The sequence below is a fragment of the Methylomonas sp. Kb3 genome (assembly GCF_002834115.1).
In the GTDB taxonomy this organism is placed as follows: domain Bacteria; phylum Pseudomonadota; class Gammaproteobacteria; order Methylococcales; family Methylomonadaceae; genus Methylomonas; species Methylomonas defluvii.
The window spans coordinates 90,133-109,863 of the sequence record NZ_PIZT01000005.1 but is presented as its reverse complement, the minus strand read 5'-3'; the positions used below and the strand labels follow the sequence as shown (position 1 = coordinate 109,863).

Below are 19,731 nucleotides of genomic sequence, written 5' to 3'. Positions count from 1 at the left end.
GGTATTCCGCCCAGGCCATTCTTTTGCGGGACGACCGCCCATAGCGTCCTGGCGTACGGGCGGCTGTTGAAACCTGCCGAGATTTCTCAGTGCCTATTGTGAGGCTAGCCGTTGTTGCAGTTTGGTTTGCAGTAAGCTGTCATAGTGACGTTTCAAAACCGAGTCGGTAGGCGGTGTTGGCAATTCGGCTGCAATTTCGCGGCGTAATTGCTCAAGGTCCTGCATCTGAACTGACGAATCTTCAGGCAGAACCGCTTCTACAGGGCTGGCTGGCTGGGTCGCAGCTTCCGGCTGGGAGGGCGCCGATTCGTCCACAGCTTGTGAATGCTGAGGCGATGCGATTTTGTGCAGCGTTTCGTAGTGACGGCGCAGCACGGAGTCGGTGGGATAGGGATTGCTGAGGGCCTCTTTCTCCGCTTGCAATGCTGCCAGATAATGGCGTTTTAATACTGAATCTTCCGGTATTGTGATTGCCGGCTCTTCTTTCGTCGGTGTACTCGGTTCTTCGGTAACTGCTGTGACGATTGGCGCCTGTTGCGCGGGTTCGGCAATGGGTTCAGGCGCTTGGATGGGAGGCTCTACCGGGGTCTCGATTTCTTGCGCTATTGGAGTCGTTGGCGACGCGGTATCCGGTTGCGAAGGGGAATTTGCTGCACGGGAAGCAACTGGTTGAGGCGGTGTCGCCTGTTTGTTCTCCGGCGTCTTGCCAATTGGCTTGAGTTTTAGTTTGCCTTTCCAGACCAGCCAACCGACTACTGCCAGCCCTAAGATTACCAGAAGTTCTATCATGATTTGTCCCCCTCAATATTGTTATTAATCCAAAACTAACTAACACCTACAGCGTTACCGATTGGCTTTCTAGGCATAGCTTCCGCGGCTTGTATTCCAAAGCATGATGGAAGCGCTACGATTAAATCGCAGCGCTTTATACCATAGATCCTTGAAATAGTTGATTTGTCGAGTCGCAAGGCCCGCGCTTGGGCAGCACTAGCCACGGTGCATTCTCCCAGGTAGGTTTTCTGTATTAAAAAACGAAGTTTCAATTTTTCGATTGGGTCAATTGATCATGACTGGCAAAACATTAAACAGCGTAAGTGTGTTGTCAGTTTTTTTTACAGGCAAAAATGCTGAATTTCCAAATGAAAATTGTGGTTCGGGGTAGTGTTAAATTTTTATGACAATGCGTCGGGATTTTTTCCTGAAATTGCTTTGCAAAAGCGCTCTGGCATTGGATTTGCAAAAAAACTTAATGAAAATCCCTGGGGAAAAACCGATCAATCTGCTACCAAGACGCAGTTTTTCTGGGTTGATGCTCAGGTCGGTTTGAACTGTAATACACGGTAATGTAAGCAAATGCTGACGTAAAAATTTACAGTTCGTGGTGGTTCAAATTATTTCGAGAGGATGCTTTTTGTTTAAGCAATTGTTTTATAAATTTAAATTGCTCTTGGCTTTCTGTTTGCTTAATAATCGTACGATTTCGTGGCATGCCTAACGGAAACTTAACCAAAGAAAGTATTCAAAAGGACTGTACAGATTTTTATATTAGGGGGAATTATGGAAACCAAAACGATTAAACACATACTGTTGGCGGGATTTTTATCGTCAGCCGCAATTTTCGGAGGAGGCGCTCAAGCGGCCTCATTTAGCGTAGCGGGTAGCCTAACAGGCGATCCAAGAACCGATAATCCGGATAACCTGTTCATCAACGTCGGCATAAATGTCCTTGACACTGTAGCTACTTGGACAGTGGATATCGCTTCGCCTCTGCATCCAAATGCAAAGCTCGATGAGTTTTATTTCAATCTGGGATCTTCGGTTAATGCTGCCAATGTTCTTTTTGGTGGGTTTTCGCCAGCGGGTTGGGTTATCAACAGTCCAGCATCGACAGTAGGTGGAGGGAACTTCAATCCCACGTTTCTTTTTGAAGCTGTTGATCCGCCAGGTAACGGAAACAACGTCACTAATGCCGTGAATTTGTCGTTTACCGCAACCTTAAACCGTAATTGGACTTTGGATGACTTTTATTCCGCAGCAGCACTACAGAGCTCGGAAGCTACGTTACCTGCCGGTCAATTGGGTGCGCATTTGCAATCACTAAGTACGGCGGGTTGTGCAGGTTGCTCGGATAGTGGCTTCCTGATCGGTAACTATACACGCGACGGCGGTGGCGGTGGTCAAGGCAGCGTGCCCGAGCCAAGCGTTGTAGCTTTGCTGGGCATGGGCTTGTTGGGCATGGGTTTGTCACGTAAAAGCAAAGTCTGATTGTCCGATTTGTTTACACACCTAAAAAACGCCGGTTAAACCGGCGTTTTTTTTTCCAGAAATTGTCTGGTAGCTTCAGCAACAGGTGTTACCCCATTGTTGTTATGGTGATTCTGAAAGCAAAGTCACAGTAATGGCAGCCCAGTTTTTTTAGACTTTCTTCCAAGCAGAAAGCTGATTCCGAACATTCAAATTAGCTTACGTTCAGAAAGCCTCAAGGCAAAGAAGCCAAGGATGAGGTGTTTAAGATTTGGACATTCAAAATAAAAACGAGGGGAACAGTCATGAACAAAAAAAATTTATACATCACTTTAGGCGTAGCGTTATTGGCAGTGCCCGCAATCATTTATCTTGATAAATACCTGCTGGATCAGGAAATTTTGCAAATAAATCAGGATATGCATCAGTTGCCGGCGTCAGCTGGTAACGTCGCCAAAACCTGGAAACCAGGGCAAATTTTAGTTAAACCCAATGCGGGTTTGTCGGATGCGGAGTTTGAAAAAATTCTGCGGGGCAATCAAGGTAAAAGCAGCGAAAAGATCGGCAATTTGCCGGTTCATATCGTTAGCGTTCCTGAACAAGCGGAAGAAGCGGTGGTACGGGCATTATCAAAAAATCCCCATATCGAGTTCGCTGAGCTGGATATGGTTCAGCCCATGAGTACGACTACCCCGAATGATCCGAATTTTGCCGGTGCGTGGCATTTAGCAAAAATACAAACGCCTGGGGCTTGGGATGTTTCCAAAGCTGATGGCATTACAATAGCTGTATTGGATAGCGGCGTTGATGGTTCGCATCCGGATTTGGCTAATCATATGATTCCGGGCTGGAATGCCGTGGACGGCGGCTCTGATACCTCTGACATCAATGGTCATGGTACGGCTGTTGCCGGTACAGCGGCGGCTGTCACCGATAACGCTACTGGGGTTGCCGGCGTGGCCTGGAATGCTAAAGTGATGCCGGTGAGGATTACTAACGATTCTACGGGATACGCTTATTGGAGTGATATAGCTCGGGGTTTGAGTTGGGCTGCAGATAATGGTGCCGATGTCGCGAATATTAGCTACGGTGTGAGTGCTAGTTCGGCCGTGTCATCGGCAGCGCAGTATATGAATGCCAAAGGCGGATTAGTGGTTGTTGCAGGCGCCAACGACGGAGTCGATCCCGGATATACCGATAATCCCTACATGATTTCTGTTTCAGCAAGCGATTGGAATGACGCGAAAGCCAGTTGGTCCAATTTTGGCGCCTTTATTGATGTCGCCGCTCCCGGCACTTCTATTGCCACGCTTTTGAGAGGTGGCGGATATGCCAATTGGAACGGGACTTCATTTTCTAGCCCGGTCACTGCGGGCGTAGTCGCGTTGATTCAAGCGGCAAATCCCAATTTGGTGCCTGCGGATGTCGAAAAAGTGCTGAAAGATTCTGCCGATAAAGTATCCGGCGTTAATTTTGATCCAAACTATGGCTATGGGCGTATTAATGCTAACGCCGCGGTGCAATTAGCGCTCAATACCGTGGCTAGAGATACTCTCGCGCCGACCGCTGCCATTTCATCTCCAACCGCTGGCGCTGTGGTCAGTGGTTTGACCTCTGTGGCTGTTAACGCTAATGATAATGTCGCAGTAAGCCAGGTTTCATTTTACGCAGGGGGTAAATTGGTCGGAACAGATGGCACTGCGCCTTACACATTCAGTTGGGATTCCACGACTGTGGCAAACGGCAATATCAATTTAATGGCGGTGGCGACTGACTTTTCCGGAAACCAAGGTTCATCAAGCGCCGTGACTGTGAACGTACAAAATCAAACCACGGTAAGCACCACGGATCAAGCGGCGCCAACCGTGACTATTTCTAACCCGATTAACGGTGCGAAACTGAGTGGTAGCGTGGTGAGTATCTCTGCTGCTGCTAAAGACGACGTTGCCGTCGCTAAAGTGCAGCTTTATATCGATAACAAGCTGGTGTCGTCTACGACTAACAAAAACTTGAGCTATAGCTGGAATGTCAAGAAAGTGGCTGCCGGCAGCCATTCGATAAAAGCGGTTGCCACCGATACCGCCAATAAAACCGGTGCCGTCAGTATTCTCGTCAGTAAGTAGCCTTCGTATTCGGAAAACTGCCAACAGTTTTGTTGGCGGTACTGTAAAGGCGATTAAAAACAGGGGTGTATTCCGCCCCTGTATTTTTTGCGGGATTCGTGGCGCTTACCCCGGCCCTATTGATCACGGGTATTCCGTGCGAGCTGAGCGCGTCGAAGCCCAGGTCGGATCACCTTTCGATTAACTCAGTACCCTCAAGGACAAAAGGCAAACAGTATTTAAGAGCCGGGTTAAGAATGATTGAGGGTGGCACGATTACTGGAAAGTTTTGCGATGCAATCCAGATTATCCGCCGCTTCATCCGTTACAATACCGCTCACTTACCGTGACTCCGGATACCCATATTTCAATGAACGATTCGATTATTTATGCACTGGATTTTGATGGCGTTGTCTGCGACAGTGCGGTAGAAACCGCGATCACCGGCTGGAAAGCCGGCACTACTATTTGGAAAGACATGCCTGACGCGGTACCTCAGACTATCGTTGAGCAGTTTCGCGAAGTGCGACCGATTATCGAGACGGGTTACGAAGCTATTCTGATCATCCGCCTCATGTATTTGGGCAAAAGCACTGCCGCTATTTACGCCAACTACGCCGCTAAAGTGCAACGGATGCTGGATGAAATCCATTTAAGCATCGACGATTTGAAAAAGCTGTTCGGTGATACTCGCGACAATTGGATTGCTAGTGATCGTGCCGATTGGATAGCCAAGAATCCTTTGTATCCGGGGGTTGCGGAAAAATTGCGGCGCTTGGGCCAGAGGCATTTGTGGTGTGTGATTACGACCAAGCAAGAACGCTTCGTCAAGGAAATCCTCAGAGCCAACAACATTGAATTGGCCGACGAGAGGATTTTCGGGATGGACCGCAAGCTCAGCAAACCTGACGTTCTGAAAGGATTGAAAGCTCAGCATCCGGGCCAGCCGATTTATTTCACTGAGGATCGCCTACCGGCACTCGATGGGGTGCAAAAACATCCGGAGTTGGCGGATGTGAAATTATTCCTCGCCCTCTGGGGTTATAACCTTGCCGCAGACCATGCCGTTGCAGCGGGGCAAGCAATCGCGCTACAACAGTTAGATACTTTTCTCAGCGACAGTTTGGGTGCCGTTTAAACCGCCGAATTCAGTAGCGGTATTCCAAAACACTGTGGGTGTCGACGCCGGCATTGTTCAAATAATAGTAGCCGTCGCCGTGGCTGACAATGCGTTGATAGGGTAGGGTGTCCATCTCGGCCAGATAAACGATGGCGTGAGTTTTAATCAGGCAATACACCACGTCGCCTTCCCGCAACGCCATGCTCTGACAGGCGCCCGGCGTAATTTCCACCAATAAAGTCCCCCCGCAATCGACTTGCACGATCAGGCTTTCGCCGCTGGGAATGATCGCGCAGATTCGGCCTTTTATTTGATTTTGAATGGAGATGCCATCAATGTAGGCCCGAGACAGAGCGATGTCGTTGGCGCGTATCGATACTTGGCTCTGGCTGCCGATTGCAAACTGGGGGCGTAGCGGCAACGCCAGCGGCAGACCGAAACTGTCCGCCATACTGCAACCCGCCTGGACATCGTGACTGCGGATACTGATCGGCAAGATGTTGTCGATCTGGCGAATACCAAGGTAACGCAAGATACCTTGTTGTTTGGCCACTTCGCGCAAGGAGCCGCTGCGCAGCACCTGACCATGTTCCAGCACGATCAACTGGTCGGTCAATTCCAGAATCTCGCCCAGCGACTGGCTGGCATACAGTACCGGCAAGCCGAATTCGTCTTGCAGGCGTTTTAAAATCGGCAGCAGTTGCGAGCGGTACCCATGGCCGATGGTGGCGAAGGTTTCGTCCAACAGTAATAGTTTTGGCGATTTCAGCAGGGAACGGGCTAGCGCGACGCGCTGGCGCTCACCAACCGAGAGCCGTTCGATAGGCTGATCCAGGTTGGCGCCCAGTTCCAGTAAGTTGATTAGATAGTCCGGTTTGAATAGCCGGCGCTGTTTCAGGGTTCGGTAATAGGCGGCGCTTAAATTGTCGCGCACGGTTTCGCTGGCGTCGGCGCAATCGATTTGCAATACAGCGCCTATCGGCCGTTGTTCGCGGGGCATTACGATGCCTTTGCGGCTGTCGAACAAAATCTTGCCGTCCAATGCGATATGCCCGCTTTGCGGCTGGATAGTGCCGGCGATCAAGCCCAGCAAGGTGCTTTTGCCGGCGCCGGATTGTCCGAACAGGCCAACGCTGATGTCGCCCACCGAACATTGCGTGCTGAGGTCGAAATGACCGCGACGCAGTTTGACATTCATTTCCAGCAGCATGACCACCTCCGGTGGTTAAAGCCAACCCGGCTTGGTGACCGGGTCGCGCATTTTATTAGCCTTGCACGCCAAGAATCACCGCGCCGGCCTTGAATATTGCCGTGGCCGTTTGGCCTTTACGCAGCCCCAGGGTTTCCACGCTATCGTTGGTGACGGTAGCCGCAATTTTGTCGCCGCCGGGCAGGGCAATATCCACTTCGGTGTTGACCGCGCCGGGCTTGACGTCAGTTATCGTGCCTTCCAGCTGGTTGCGCGCCGAAATCCGGTAACCGCCGAAATCGGCAACGACGATCACTTGCGGCGCTTTTACCAACGCGATGACTTTCTTGCCGGTTTCGATGGCCAAGTTTTCAACGGATTCTTTGGTGATCGAGGCGACGATGGTTTCGCCGCCTTTTAAGCCAACATGTACCTCAGCGTTGACGGCACCGATGATGACTTGATTAACGGTGCCGGAAAATTGGTTACGTGCGCTGGTTTTCATAGTAATTCCTCGTGAAAAGTGGGGGGAGTCCGTCTCATAACGGTATTGCGTGGAAAATTAATTGACAGCCGGTAAGGCATAGCCGTATTTCTCGATGATTGCTAATGCCGGCGGTGATTTTAGAAACGCCAGCAAAGCCTGCGCTGCTGGATTTTCCGCGCCGGTTTTCAGCAGCACCGCATCTTGCAGAATGGGAGTATGCAGATGTTTCGGAACGATCCAGCCGGAGCCCGAGCCAATTTTGCCGTTTTCGATCACTTGCGATAAAGCCACAAAGCCCAGCTCGGCGTTGCCGGTACTGATGAATTGATGAGTTTGGGCGATGTTTTCGCCTTGCACGAATAAGGGTTGCAGTTTTTCCAATAAACCTTGGCTTTTCAGGACTTCCACTGCCGCTGCGCCGTAAGGTGCCAGTTTCGGATCAGCCAGAGCCAGATGTTTGAAGTCACCTTTGCTGAGAATTTGGCCTTGTTCGTCCACATAACTAGGGTTGCTGGACCACAGTACCAACTTACCGATGGCATAAGTAAAGCGGGTGCCGGCTACGGCCAAACCGGATTGCTCCAGTTTCAGCGGGCTTTTGTCATCAGCCGATAGAAACACCTCAAACGGCGCGCCGTTCTCAAATTGGGCGACGAATTTGCCGGACGATCCGAAGGAAAGCTTGGCACTGTGGCCGCTGGCTTTTTCAAATGCCTCGGCGATTTCCGTCATTGGCTTGGTAAAGTTAGCCGCCACCGCGACTAAAGTCGTTTCGGCTTGCGCTATCGCGCTTAGCGCGGCCAGCGATAGGGCCAGAATAATTCGGTTTAAAGCGATAAACGACATGCTATTTCTCCTTAATGATGAAGCGGCTAAAACCGTAATTGGCTCTGCACGTAAACGTAATCGACGTCGTCTTTAACAGTCGGTGCCGACGGTGCTTTTTTGGCAAATTCGCCCTTGAACAGATGTGCCCAGCCGGTTTCGAAATTTAGGCTGCTGTTGAAATCCCAACGGGCGGTCAATTCCAATTGTTGACCGATAAAATCACCGCTGCGGCCGCTGCTATCTTGCAAACCGGCTGCCGTCCAACTGTCTCTGGCCGATGCCAGCCAATAGAAACGGTGACTCAGTCCAAGCTGCACATCGCTGCGCGGCGCGGCGGCGATTCTGTAACCAGGCGTGCTGATATTGCTGCGGGCGAATGCGCCATACATACTCGTCGCGCCGAACTCGAAGCGCCGTGCGCCGTACAAGGTGTCGAAGCGTTGGTCTTGATTGTCGTTTGGGTTCTCGTCACCGCTGGCATAGTCGTATTCCAACGCAAAACGCGGTGACCAAGAGGCATCGAAGGTATAGCCGACATCGGCATGTTGGTACCAGGCAGCGTGCTCCAAATCGCGGCCATTGCTGGCGGCAGTACTGGAACGGACGGTGCCTAGCTGACCGATAGTTTCAGTTTGAAAGTCGAAATTGGCTTTTTTGGGTTTCAGGAAAAATCGTACACCGGGGGTGAAATAGCGGCGATTGCGGGTGGGGTTGCGGATGCTGTCGCCTTCGTCGAGATGATATAGATAAACTTCGCTGTTGACGCCCCAGGCCAAGTTGTACAGTTCCAAAAAGCCGCCGGAAAACCAGGTGTGGGTGTCTTCTTCGTCGAACTCGTGGACCTCGTTGAGAATATCAGCTGAAGCGGTCGGGTAGCGGTTGACCGGCATCGTTACAAAGCCGGTAAATTGCCATTGATCGTAATTCAGCAGCCGGAGTTTTACGCCGGTAAAACTGTTGATGTCGTTGCGCATCGCATTGCGGGCAATTAAGCGGCGACTGCCCAAGTTCAGCGTTTGCCGCCCCGCCACAATTTCAGCGCCGATGCCGCTGTAAAACAGGTTTTGATCTGCCCAGGCCAGATAACCTTGAATAAAGTCCGCTGCATCCGCGTGGGTGTTATTCACGCCGGAACCACTATCGGCGCCCAAGGCGCGTGCATCGAGAAATTCCGCACCTATCCTGAATTTAGCGATGTGCGCTTGTAGCCATAGCGCAGTTTGCAAGGCGATTTGCTGATCACCACCCCGGCCGTTGGCCTTGAAGTTGCCGTCCATCGTTTCGTAACGGGTGCGTTGCTCTACAGACGCATCCAGCCATTTCGGCAGATTTAGTGCGTCGTGCAGATTCCAGACCGGCTTTTCGAATTTGTCGTTGCCCAGCAGGGCGTCCTGCATCTGACTGGAAAATGCGGCCATGGGCGGCTTGCTGTAGGTTTTATTTTCCGCCGCTTCACTTACGTCAATATAGAGGCTGTTCGTTGTGATCGTACTCATTGCCGTGAGAAAACAGACTTTGCGATAACGGTTTTTGGGGGCCATGGTTTACCTATTAAGCGGGTTAAATGCCTTGGGTTTATGATAATGTCCTGGCTTTTGTATGACTTTGCTATGGTGTTCATCACGGCCAAGGAATGTTGGCAGTCTACTTTTCGTTATGTACAAAAGTAAATAACGAAAAACAAAAATAACTTATTTCAATGTGGGAAATAGTGTTTGTTGCCAATCCGTTTTGTTCAAATCAGATAAATAATTGAATAATGTCTACACCAGAGAAAAATCCAAAGGCGCTAGAACTCCCTTGGCTTGAAGGTGAATTGCGTCTAGCCGGCATTTTGGATCGGCGCATGATCAGCTTGCTACGAGCAATAGAGCAAAGCGGATCTATCAATCAAGCCGCCAAACAGGCTGGATTAAGCTACAAAGGTGCGTGGCAGAAGATAGAGCGTGCAAATAATCTGGCTCCGAAGGTTTTAGTAGCCACCGCGACGGGCGGCAGCAAGGGAGGCGGTACCAAGCTAACGGCGGCGGGTTTGTCCTTGCTCAAGCTATTTGCCCGCCTAGAGGATCAGCATCGCGCCCTTTTGCAGCAGCTCAATCAAAGCTTGATCGACGATCCGGATGTAATGCTTTTGTTGAAACGTCAGGTGATTAAAACCAGTGCCGGAAACCAGCTGTTCGGAACGATTGCCAAGATCAATTCTGGCGCAGTAAACGTCGAAGTATTTGTGTCATTGAAGGGGGGAGAGCAAGTTGTTGCCAGTGTGCCGTTGGCAACATGTGTAAATTTGCAATTGAAGGTAGGCGGCGACGCCGTGTTATTGGTCAATGCGCCGGATATTTTGGTGTTGGGTGATGATGATCTTGGGTTTCATGGATTGTCGGCGCGGAATCGTCTGGCTGGTCGTGTGATTCGCATCCATTTTGATGGTGTGGATTCTGAAGTGATTATCCAATTACCCAGTGGCGAAACCATTGCCGCTACTATCACCCAGATTAGCGCTGAGGCTCTTACACTCAAACCGGGCGCCAATGCGACAGCCGTGTTTAAGAGTAATGCTGTGATCTTGGCTGCATTGGTGCCTACCGGCGACTGTTAGCTAGGCCGATAAAGATATTCGTTATAAATCCTACAAATCTTAAATAATCATCATTCGATAATTGTCGCGTTTGCGACATTGTCGGGTCGCTTCGCCGCCAAACTGCCGGTTTCCGCGAATGATTCCCATCAGAAAACCAAGCAAAAACCGTCTCAACCATGGGTTTGGTGTGGTTTTAGTCGTCCTGGCAAGTGTTTTGCTTGCATGCTGTTAACGACTTTTCATTCATTACCTTTCATTGGGGATTTAAGCAGATGCTACTTGAAAAATACGACAGCCAAGGGCTTTTATGGATCACTACCTTAGTTGGCAAAACCAGCAAAGCCGGCATTTCGGCGTTTCGCGGCGACTTGGTGTTGGTCGAAGGCGAGTTGCGTGAAGGGTCGACGAATATTCGTGACCGGAAAACCCCGGAGCTGGTGATCAATCAATCAGCGATATTAGCCGACAGCGACAAAATTCTGTTTATCAACGGCTTGTTTTTCCAATTGGAGGATCTGCCGGTATTCGTTGAAAAATATAAGGATGCCTTGACTCCTGAAACCGTCACGCTGTTTTACGTGCAAAACATCGCCAAACCAACGCAAATCGTTTTAGACGGCGTTGTCTTCAATTTATTGCCGCATCAGGAAGGCATGGTTTGGAATTTGATGCTGGAAGAGCTTTATATCGAAAAATCCGATCTGAAAGGCCAATCCGGCGAAGACAAGGTCATCACTGCATATGAGGCAGCCAAGGGCTATAAAATCAAAGCCGAGTCGATCAGTTTGGAGACAGCTTTATCGCAAACTATTGAGGTTAAGAAAGATTTAGCCGTTGGGCCGGTTTAAGTTGGGTTCCGCGGACCTTTTTTGGGGAATGCGCCATGAAAAATTTTAAAACTATTTCCGCTGTCGATTCCGAAAAGCTGATCGCTGAACAGCAACCGATGATATTGGATTGCCGTGATCTCAAGGATTATCGGGCCGGGCATATCGACAATGCCATGCATGTCCACGAGCAATTGCGCGATTCGCTGTTAAAAAAAGCCGACAAGGCCAAACCTTTGCTGATTTATTGCTATTACGGCCATGCCAGCGAGCATTTGGCGGAAATGTTCGGCGATTTTGGTTTTCAACAGGTCTACAGCATGGCCGGCGGCTATGCCGACTGGAAAGAACAGCACAAACTTTAAGGGTGACGCTATGGAACAATTATCACGAGATCTGGCTTTGCGTATTGCACTGGCTTCGCGGATTTTGCCGGGAGTAGATGTACCGAAGTTGATCGGTGTGTTGCACGAAAAAGTCGGCTCGCCGTTGGATGACGAAAAACTGAAATCGATTACCGTTACCAATCTGAAGACCGGCATCGGAAGTCTGGATGGCGAGGAAGACGGCGAAGATATTGGCATCGGTCTGGAAAACATCAAGCTAGCGGTTCGGTATTTGTGGGGCGAGGAAGACGAAGACGAGGGGCTGCCGGAAATCATGCCTTATAAAGAGGGTGATATTCCGGAATCGATTCGGGTGGCGATTGCCTCCAATAGCGGGCAGCTATTGAACGGTCATTTTGGTTCCTGTATTCGGTTTTTGGTCTACCAATTGTCCCGATCTGATATGCGCTTGATCGATATTCGCTCGACAGTGGAAGCCGACAGCGCCGACGACAGAAATCTGTTCCGGGCCAATATGATCAAGGATTGCCACGTATTGTTTGTGCAATCCATTGGTGGGCCGGCGGCCGCCAAGGTGATCCGTGCCGATATTTATCCGATCAAGGAACCCGATGTGATCGATGCGGTGGAGAAACTCACCGAGTTTCAGAAAGTGTTTGACGCTGCGCCGCCTTGGATGGCGAAGGCTCTCGGTAAAAGTGCCGAGGAGCGGAAGCGTTTCGCTCATCAGGAATAAGGTTCTGAAATTGTGCGTCTTACCCTTTCCGTGGAGAGGGTAAGTTTTGTTCCGCTTAGCTTTGGCCGTAATAATTTAATCGCGGAGCGTTATTGCTTTTCCATCGTTTTGATAAACGCATCCGCCTCGTTAATCGACTTTTCCATTTCCACTACCAAAGCCGATACATCCGATTTAACCGAGTCCAGCTGACCTTTTAGCGAAGCAATGGCCTGGGCATTCAGATTGTGTTTCAGATACAGCACCTGATCGCGAAATACGCTGAGTACCGGCTCGATTTTGGTTTCGGCTTTGCGCATTGCCGCTAGCAATTGTTGATAGTGCGCTTTGGTGGCCGTCAACTTTTGCTGGCTGTTCCGTCTTAGTGAAACATTGCTGTATTGGGTTAGTTCGGTTTCCCATTCGCTGAATAGTGCGTTGGAGACGTCCTCTATATCAGCGATGCGCTTGTTCACTTCCGCGGCTTTCTTGACGCTGGCCTCATATTCACCGTTCAGTTTGTTGTAGGTGGCTTCCAAATCGCCGCCTTTGAAATTGGTCATCACGGTGAATTGTTCGAGCGCCGACTTAAATTGTTGCTTGGTTTCCTCTTGAGTATCCCGGGCTTTTTCCACGCGATGTACCATCACTTCGCGTTTGGGTATGCCAATTTTCTCCAGGCCGCTGTAATAGGCGCTGGAGCAGGCGGCTAAGCCAAACATCAACAAAAACAAACTAAATCGTGAACTGAATTTCATAAAAGCTCCGTGGGTTGGTGGATGCATTATAAGCCCGTGTTCGTGTACTTCAACTTCGGGTGCTTACCGGGTTCTGACGCAGCTAGACTGAGTGTGGGCGTTCGATTGTGAATATATTCACATATTTGACTTGGTGTTTTAAAACGCAATAAACATCAATAAGCAAACTCCAGATTTAATCAGGGTTACAGTAGATCTGGATATTGTTGAAAGTAAAATAATGCGATAGCTATTCAAAATTTATCGATTGCCGGTGGCGGATGATTCGATTTTAGGTTTTACTTAAGCCACGTTTTCGAACAGGGTATTGAAGATTTGGGATGATTTAAAAAACTATTAAATTGTTAATTATTTTTTATATTAGGTGGCGCAAATGAACGAATTAAAAAAAGATGTATTTATCGGTTCTGTATCATTTTTAGGTATAGTCGCTTTTGTTTCCGGGCAATTTATATTGTCAACAATGATGTTTGGGGTGGCGGCATTATGGAGTACGATTCTATTAAATAATCGTGTGCAAGCAGTTAAGAATTGAAAGTTTTTCACTATAGTCAGAGACTTGCAAGCGATATTTTTCATTATTCGCTTGTGTTCATACTCCCGTAGTCTCATGGGTCTACGGGAGTTTTTTTTGCCTAGATGATATTAGTGGTAAGAGTTAGAAAGTGCCGCTGTCGATGATATCAAAGTTGTCATCGTTTTTATGATATATTCCGCATTGGCCAATTTTAGCTACGCCGGTAGATTACGTGCGGGTTTGAATTTTTATAACTTCCTTAAAACGCCCAGTTTCTCTTTTATTTTTATCTCCAAACCGCGCTCCACCGGAAAATAATACTGCCTGTTTTTTAATGATTCAGGGAAGTAGTTTTCGCCGGCGGCATAAGCATTTTTCTCGTCATGGGCGTAGCGATACTCGGCGCCATGTCCCAGTTCCTTCATTAATTTGGTCGGCGCGTTGCGCAAATGGATGGGGACTTCCAGCGAACCGCTATTGCGGGCGTCCGCCATTGCCGCTTTATAGGCCACGTATACCGCATTGCTTTTCGGCGCGCAGGCCAAGTAAACGATGGCTTGTGCCAGCGACAGTTCGCCTTCCGGGCTACCCAGACGCTCGTAAGCGTTTGCTGCGTTTAACGCTAATTCCAGGCCGCGCGGGTCGGCGTTGCCTATGTCTTCGGATGCCATGCGAATCACTCGGCGGGCGATATATAAAGGATCGCAGCCGCCGTCCAGCATTCTGGCAAACCAGTAAAGCGCGGCGTCCGGATCGGTGCCGCGTACCGATTTGTGTAAAGCCGAAATCTGGTCATAAAAAATATCGCCACCCTTATCGAAGCGGTTCGCATGGCCTAGCAGCACTTCGTCCAGCACTTCCCGATTCACTGTTTCTCGGTCGTCGAGGTTTTCCGCCAGATCGGCAGCGATTTGCAGGATGTTCAGACAGCGGCGGGCATCGCCGTCGGCGGCTTTGGCGATCATGGTCAATATATCGTCTTCGATCCGCAAATCCCGACTGCCCAGTCCGCGCACTTTGTCGGTCAAGGCGTTATGCAGCAAGGCTTGCAGATCTTCGGTTTCGATACTGCGCATCACGTAAACCCGCAAGCGCGACAACAAAGCGTTATTCAATTCGAACGAAGGATTTTCGGTGGTGGCGCCGAATAAAATAATCGCGCCGCTTTCGATGGGAGCCAGCAAAGAATCCTGCTGGCTTTTGGAGAAACGATGAATCTCGTCGATAAATACCACGGTATTCAGATTGCGGCTTTGTTTGACCTCTTCCGCCTCGGCCACTGCGGCCCGGATTTCTTTCACGCCGGCCATGACTGCCGACAATTCGATGAAATGGCAATGTGCGCTGGCGGCAATGATTTTGGCCAAAGTGGTTTTGCCGACGCCGGGCGGCCCCCAAAATACCAACGAGTGCGGCGCACCTTGTTCGATTGCCACACGTAGCGATTTGCCCTTGCCCAGCAGGTGCTGCTGGCCGATGAAATCGTCCAGCGTAGTCGGTCGCATTCTGGCCGCAAGCGGCGCATAGGCGGTATTGTCAAAGGCTGTAGCATTCTTCATTTGCGGGGACTCGGTAAAACAAATAGGCAATGGCGGCATTTTTCTTTAGAATTGCCGACCATTTTATTGATTCTAATGCCGGATTGACATGGATTTAAAATTCTTAGATTTCGAACAGCCGATTGCCGAACTACAGGCCAAAATAGAAGAGCTGCGTAAGGTCGAACTCGACAACAATTTTGACATTTCCGAAACCTTGAAGCAGCTTGAGCAGAAATGCGAGAGTTTGACGGAAAGCATTTTCGCGGATTTGTCGGACTGGCAAATCTCGCAATTGTCCAGACATCCGGGCCGGCCTTATACGCTGGATTATATCGATCTGATTTTCACCGAATTTCACGAACTGCACGGTGATCGCTCCTACGCTGACGATCCGGCCATCGTCTGCGGCATGGCTCGCCTGGAAGGTCAGCCGGTGGTGGTGATCGGTCATCAAAAAGGCCGCGATACCAAAGAAAAAATTTATCGCAACTTCGGTATGCCGCGTCCGGAAGGTTATCGCAAAGCCTTGCGGGTGATGAAGCTGGCCGAACGCTTCAAGCTGCCCATCATTTGCTTGATAGATACCCCGGGGGCTTATCCGGGGATCGGTGCCGAGGAGCGCGGTCAAAGCGAGGCGATTGCCCGCAATCTGTTCGAAATGTCCAAATTGCGCACCCCGATTATTTGTACAGTAATCGGAGAAGGTGGTTCAGGTGGCGCGTTGGCCATCGGCGTGGGCGATAGATTATTGATGCTGGAATACAGTACCTACGCGGTTATATCGCCGGAAGGTTGTGCTTCTATTTTATGGAAAAGTGCCGATAAGGCCCAGTTGGCTGCTGAAGCGATGGGCATCACTTCAGACCGCGTACGTGAACAAGGTTTTCTCGATGAAGTGATTCGCGAACCCGTTGGCGGCGGTCATCGCAATTTCGAAAAAATTGCCGCCAATTTGCAAGAGGCTTTGTGCAGACATCTGAACGAAATTCAGCAACAGGCGGATAATATGGACCTGCTGCTGGAAAGGCGCTATCAACGTATTATGCGTTTTGGTTCGTACATCGAAGAGCCGGTCAAATAACACCGTCAGTTAATTTAGTTGTTCGATAAGAGGCCGAGTCAAATCGGCCTTTTTTGTGAGTAAACCATGCCCGATCTCAATTCTCAGGTCATCGCTGCATTATTACCTGCCGCGTATCGGAAAGTTTTCGTTGCTTATAGCGGCGGCTTGGACTCGACGGTGCTGCTGGATTTATGCGTTGGCTTGCCGTCGCTCACCGGCAAAATTATTGCCGTTTATGTCGATCACGGCTTGCAAGCCGAGTCGGCGGGATGGGGTGAGCATTGTCGCCGGCAAGCAGAGCGCTTAGGTGTGGATTTTCAATTGTTAACGGTTGATGCGCGGGCCAACAACGGCGAAAGCCCGGAGGCGGCGGCACGAGAGGCCCGTTATCGGGCGCTACAGGAATTATTGGCTGTCGACGATATTATCCTGCTGGCCCAGCACCGCGAGGATCAGATGGAAACCATGCTGTTGCAATTGTTCAGAGGCGCCGGTGTGTCAGGCTTGGCCGGCATGCCGATTACCAGTGCGTTTGGGAAAGGACAACTGCTGCGGCCGCTATTGAATGTGGCCAAGGTCGAGATACAACGCTATGCGCAAACTCAAGGTTTACAGTGGGTGGAAGATCCCAGTAATCAAAGCAGCGATTTCGACCGCAATTACCTGCGTAACGACATTCTTCCCTTATTAAAACAGCGCTGGCCAGCACTGGATAAAACGGTTGCGCGTTCGGCCGGGCATTGTGGCGACGCGGCACGGATGATAGATGTTTGGGCGGAGCAGATCTTGCAGGCGGTTGTCGATCCGACCGATGGCAGTTTCAATATCGCCGATTTATCAGCCCTCACGGCAATGCAACTGAATTGTCTTTTACGGCACTGGCTTGGCCGCAAGGGTTTAAAGCCGCCGAGCCAAGCGGTATTGCAAACGCTGGTTGAGCAGTTGATTGGTGGGCGTGCCGATGCGTTGCCGCAAATTAATATTCAAGGCCATTCCATCCGAAAATATCGGCAAAAATTGTATTGCATCCCTCTGCAACGTTTACAAAAAGAAACTCAGGCAAAGCCGTGGAACCAAGAGCAGGAGCGGATAACCTTAGGCAATGGCTATGTATTGACCAGAAGCACTGCATCGGCCGGGCTATCTAAAAACTTGTGGAATAGTGCAATAGTGACGGTGGAGCCAAGGCGGGGTGGCGAAACGTTTAAAATGCCTGGCCGAGCCGGTCATCATTGTCTAAAAAAACTTTATCAAGAGGCTGGGGTTCCGCCTTGGGAAAGAGAAATTCGGCCTTTGATTTATTTAAATGGCCGCTTGGCTGCGGTAGCAGGCTTATGGATAGCGGAATGGGCTTGGCTCAGCGCGACGGACGCTTGTTACCAATTGGATTGGCGCGCATTCGAAAGCGTGTAATGATAGGCAACGAAAACTGTTAGGAGGTGTCATGTTGATGTTTCCCGAGATACTTCAGGCCATGATCGTGGGCATGATGATCGCGATTCCGGCGATCCTGATCTATAAAAAAGCCGGGCTAAACCCAGCGTGGGCGGCGCTAGTGTTTTTGCCGGTCTTTGGATTATTGATCGTGTTTTTGCAATTGGCCTTCCAAGAGTGGCCGAACACAAAACAGGAGCGCTAGCCATGGAACTATTTTTTGTGTTGTTACCGGTATTCATGCTGTTTTGCCTGTGGTTGGGCTATCGGATTTTGGAAAAAGCCGGATTCGATGGGCGCTGGGTCCTGGTTTTGTTGGTGCCGATACTCAACGTCATCATGATTTGGGTGTTTGCATTCAGTACGTGGCCCAAGTTACAAAGTGGCGTAGATCAGGGCTTATAAGCGGCCGCCTGACATGACCGAAAAGACCCGCGGCAAGCTTCCGGCGATTTTCATTCCGGTGGTGTTATTCATCGTGTTTGATGCGGTGGCGCTGGGGCTTAATTTTTGGATTTCTGCAAAGCTGGAAAAGAGTGCGTTGGCTATTAATTTGTCCGGCCGCCAGCGCATGTTGTCGCAGCGCATGACCAAATCTTTGCTGATGTTGCATGTCGCGCAAACCGACGCGGAGAAGCACAACGCTTTTAGCGAATTTTCCGATGCCGTCGATTTGTTCGATAAAACCTTAAACGGATTTTTGCAGGGCAGCATGACCAGTAGCGGTGATGGCAAACCGGTTTATCTGGCTGCCACCGAAGCCCCCAATACGCAAATGATTACGGTCTCGGCGTCCCAGCTTTGGACTTTGATCCACAAACGTTTATTGCCGGTTGAACAAGGTGGTGCAGGGGTTGATGCCGAGGTTTTGCGGCCGGCATTAAATACATTGTTGATGCATAACTCGCAATTGCTGGGGTTGATGAATGAACTTACTACAGCATTGCAGCAGAACGCTACCAAGGAAGTGTTCTACTTGCGTACCTTGCAAGCTAGTCTGTTATTACTGGCGCTGTTGAATTTTGCTCTGGTCTGCAAACGTTTGCTGGCGCAAATCAAGCAATCGCAGGGCAATGTGCAGGCCTTGCGCAATATTATCGATTCCATCGAGACCGGTATCGTTTTGTATGGCCGAGACGAAAGTGTGCTTTCCGTCAATAAGGCCGCCAATCAGTTGTTCGGATATGGCGATCAGGTCTTGATCGGCAAGCCTTTAAAAGAACTGATTATTGCGGACAATGCTCGAATGCTGGGGCTGCGGCGCGACAATTCCACCTTTGTCGCCAAAATCAACACTCAAACCCTGTTCGAGTTTAACGATCAGATTAGTTTGTGCACGATTACCGATGTCAGCGAGCAGGAGCGCAAGGAAAAACAATTAATGCATTTGGCGTTTCATGATCAACTCACCGGTTTGCCGAATCGTGGTTTGTTGATCGAGCGCTTGCGGCAAGACTTGCTGCGCGCCAAGCGCGATTCGACATTTTTGGCAGTACTGTTTTTGGATTTGGATGGTTTCAAGGATGTCAACGATGAAATGGGGCATGATGCCGGCGACGAATTACTGCAAGCGGTGGCTAGACGTTTTGAACAATGTTGCCGTGAAGTGGATACCGTCGCGCGCTTGGGCGGCGATGAGTTCGTATTCGTGCTAACGTCGCTGCACTCGGTGTTAGCAGCCAAGCAAGTGGCGCTAAATGTGTTGAAAGCGATCAATCAAGCATTTTTAATTCATGGAAAGACTGTCAAAATTGGTGCCAGTATCGGCATTGCCATGTATCCCACCGATCATTTCGAAGCCGAATTGTTGATTAAATGTGCTGACGATGCGATGTATCTGGCAAAGCAACGTGGCAAAAATCAGTTGGTGTTTACTGCCGAATCTCGTTGATGTTTTTCAATAATCGAGATCCCTGCTCAGTTTGCTTTGGCAATTAAAAAGGCAATTGCACCATAAAACTGTTAGAATTTGCCGCTT

The 19,731-nt window shown here is 49.8% G+C and carries 20 protein-coding genes; 13 read left to right on the top strand and 7 right to left on the bottom strand.

The features are described 5' to 3' along the window. Positions 1 to 93: 93 nt before the first annotated feature. The gene (locus CWO84_RS04195) at positions 94 to 789 is read right to left on the bottom strand and encodes a hypothetical protein (protein WP_101051845.1); all 696 of its coding nucleotides are present in this window, start codon (positions 787 to 789) and stop codon (positions 94 to 96) included. A gap of 768 nt (positions 790 to 1,557) precedes the next feature. On the opposite strand from CWO84_RS04195, the gene CWO84_RS04190 reads away from it, so the two are divergent. From CWO84_RS04190 to CWO84_RS04180, 3 genes are all read left to right on the top strand, one after another. Then, entirely contained in the window at positions 1,558 to 2,265 is a 708-nt protein-coding gene (locus CWO84_RS04190) for a PEP-CTERM sorting domain-containing protein (protein WP_101051844.1), read from the top strand. Between the two features lie 239 nt (positions 2,266 to 2,504). Further along, complete coding sequence (locus CWO84_RS04185) at positions 2,505 to 4,367, top strand: S8 family serine peptidase (protein ID WP_240617955.1); 1,863 nt, start codon at positions 2,505 to 2,507, stop codon at positions 4,365 to 4,367. A gap of 349 nt (positions 4,368 to 4,716) precedes the next feature. Then, entirely contained in the window at positions 4,717 to 5,484 is a 768-nt protein-coding gene (locus CWO84_RS04180) for a hypothetical protein (protein ID WP_101051843.1), read from the top strand. A 10-nt stretch (positions 5,485 to 5,494) separates the two neighbouring features. Here CWO84_RS04180 and CWO84_RS04175 read toward each other — a convergent pair whose 3' ends face one another. From CWO84_RS04175 to CWO84_RS04160, 4 genes are read right to left on the bottom strand one after another with little or no spacing between them, the layout of a single operon-like run. Beyond that, positions 5,495 to 6,676 carry an ATP-binding cassette domain-containing protein gene (locus tag CWO84_RS04175; RefSeq protein WP_101051842.1) on the bottom strand — a complete coding sequence of 394 codons (1,182 nt, stop codon included), beginning with the start codon at positions 6,674 to 6,676 and terminating at the stop codon, positions 5,495 to 5,497. A 55-nt stretch (positions 6,677 to 6,731) separates the two neighbouring features. Then, the gene (locus tag CWO84_RS04170; protein ID WP_101051841.1) at positions 6,732 to 7,160 is read right to left on the bottom strand and encodes a TOBE domain-containing protein; all 429 of its coding nucleotides are present in this window, start codon (positions 7,158 to 7,160) and stop codon (positions 6,732 to 6,734) included. A 57-nt stretch (positions 7,161 to 7,217) separates the two neighbouring features. Continuing rightward, the gene (gene modA, locus CWO84_RS04165) at positions 7,218 to 7,988 is read right to left on the bottom strand and encodes a molybdate ABC transporter substrate-binding protein (protein WP_101051840.1); all 771 of its coding nucleotides are present in this window, start codon (positions 7,986 to 7,988) and stop codon (positions 7,218 to 7,220) included. Between the two features lie 26 nt (positions 7,989 to 8,014). Next, complete coding sequence (locus tag CWO84_RS04160) at positions 8,015 to 9,511, bottom strand: alginate export family protein (RefSeq protein ID WP_346426959.1); 1,497 nt, start codon at positions 9,509 to 9,511, stop codon at positions 8,015 to 8,017. 218 nt (positions 9,512 to 9,729) lie between these two features. Here CWO84_RS04160 and CWO84_RS04155 point away from each other — a divergent pair, with 218 nt between their 5' ends. The 4 genes from CWO84_RS04155 (at position 9,730) to CWO84_RS04140 (ending at position 12,461) form a co-directional block, all read left to right on the top strand. Continuing rightward, positions 9,730 to 10,569, top strand: a complete 840-nt coding sequence (locus CWO84_RS04155; protein WP_101051839.1) for a TOBE domain-containing protein — start codon at positions 9,730 to 9,732, stop codon at positions 10,567 to 10,569. A 254-nt stretch (positions 10,570 to 10,823) separates the two neighbouring features. Beyond that, positions 10,824 to 11,399, top strand: a complete 576-nt coding sequence (locus tag CWO84_RS04150) for a hypothetical protein (protein ID WP_101051838.1) — start codon at positions 10,824 to 10,826, stop codon at positions 11,397 to 11,399. Between the two features lie 35 nt (positions 11,400 to 11,434). Further along, positions 11,435 to 11,743 (top strand): rhodanese-like domain-containing protein, encoded by a 309-nt coding sequence (locus CWO84_RS04145; RefSeq protein WP_033157021.1) that lies wholly within the window; start codon positions 11,435 to 11,437, stop codon positions 11,741 to 11,743. A gap of 10 nt (positions 11,744 to 11,753) precedes the next feature. Further along, positions 11,754 to 12,461 (top strand): dinitrogenase iron-molybdenum cofactor biosynthesis protein, encoded by a 708-nt coding sequence (locus CWO84_RS04140; protein WP_033157020.1) that lies wholly within the window; start codon positions 11,754 to 11,756, stop codon positions 12,459 to 12,461. Positions 12,462 to 12,550: 89 nt separating this feature from the next. On the opposite strand, the gene CWO84_RS04135 is transcribed toward CWO84_RS04140, so the two are convergent. Beyond that, a complete protein-coding gene (locus CWO84_RS04135) occupies positions 12,551 to 13,198 on the bottom strand; it encodes a DUF2959 domain-containing protein (RefSeq protein WP_101051837.1) in 648 nt (215 codons plus the stop codon). A 373-nt stretch (positions 13,199 to 13,571) separates the two neighbouring features. Here CWO84_RS04135 and CWO84_RS24290 point away from each other — a divergent pair, with 373 nt between their 5' ends. After that, on the top strand, positions 13,572 to 13,733 hold the full coding sequence (locus CWO84_RS24290) for a hypothetical protein (RefSeq protein ID WP_165385922.1): 162 nt from the start codon (positions 13,572 to 13,574) through the stop codon (positions 13,731 to 13,733). Between the two features lie 230 nt (positions 13,734 to 13,963). Here CWO84_RS24290 and CWO84_RS04130 read toward each other — a convergent pair whose 3' ends face one another. Beyond that, entirely contained in the window at positions 13,964 to 15,274 is a 1,311-nt protein-coding gene (locus CWO84_RS04130) for a replication-associated recombination protein A (protein WP_101051860.1), read from the bottom strand. Positions 15,275 to 15,362: 88 nt separating this feature from the next. Here CWO84_RS04130 and accA point away from each other — a divergent pair, with 88 nt between their 5' ends. The 5 genes from accA (at position 15,363) to CWO84_RS04105 (ending at position 19,644) form a co-directional block, all read left to right on the top strand. Beyond that, complete coding sequence (gene accA / locus CWO84_RS04125; RefSeq protein WP_101051836.1) at positions 15,363 to 16,337, top strand: acetyl-CoA carboxylase carboxyl transferase subunit alpha; 975 nt, start codon at positions 15,363 to 15,365, stop codon at positions 16,335 to 16,337. A gap of 66 nt (positions 16,338 to 16,403) precedes the next feature. After that, on the top strand, positions 16,404 to 17,732 hold the full coding sequence (gene tilS, locus CWO84_RS04120; protein ID WP_101051835.1) for a tRNA lysidine(34) synthetase TilS: 1,329 nt from the start codon (positions 16,404 to 16,406) through the stop codon (positions 17,730 to 17,732). Positions 17,733 to 17,763: 31 nt separating this feature from the next. Continuing rightward, the gene (locus tag CWO84_RS04115; protein ID WP_101051834.1) at positions 17,764 to 17,958 is read left to right on the top strand and encodes a hypothetical protein; all 195 of its coding nucleotides are present in this window, start codon (positions 17,764 to 17,766) and stop codon (positions 17,956 to 17,958) included. A gap of 2 nt (positions 17,959 to 17,960) precedes the next feature. Continuing rightward, complete coding sequence (locus CWO84_RS04110; protein ID WP_033158828.1) at positions 17,961 to 18,158, top strand: hypothetical protein; 198 nt, start codon at positions 17,961 to 17,963, stop codon at positions 18,156 to 18,158. A 13-nt stretch (positions 18,159 to 18,171) separates the two neighbouring features. Then, complete coding sequence (locus CWO84_RS04105; RefSeq protein ID WP_101051833.1) at positions 18,172 to 19,644, top strand: diguanylate cyclase; 1,473 nt, start codon at positions 18,172 to 18,174, stop codon at positions 19,642 to 19,644. Positions 19,645 to 19,731 lie beyond the last annotated feature (87 nt).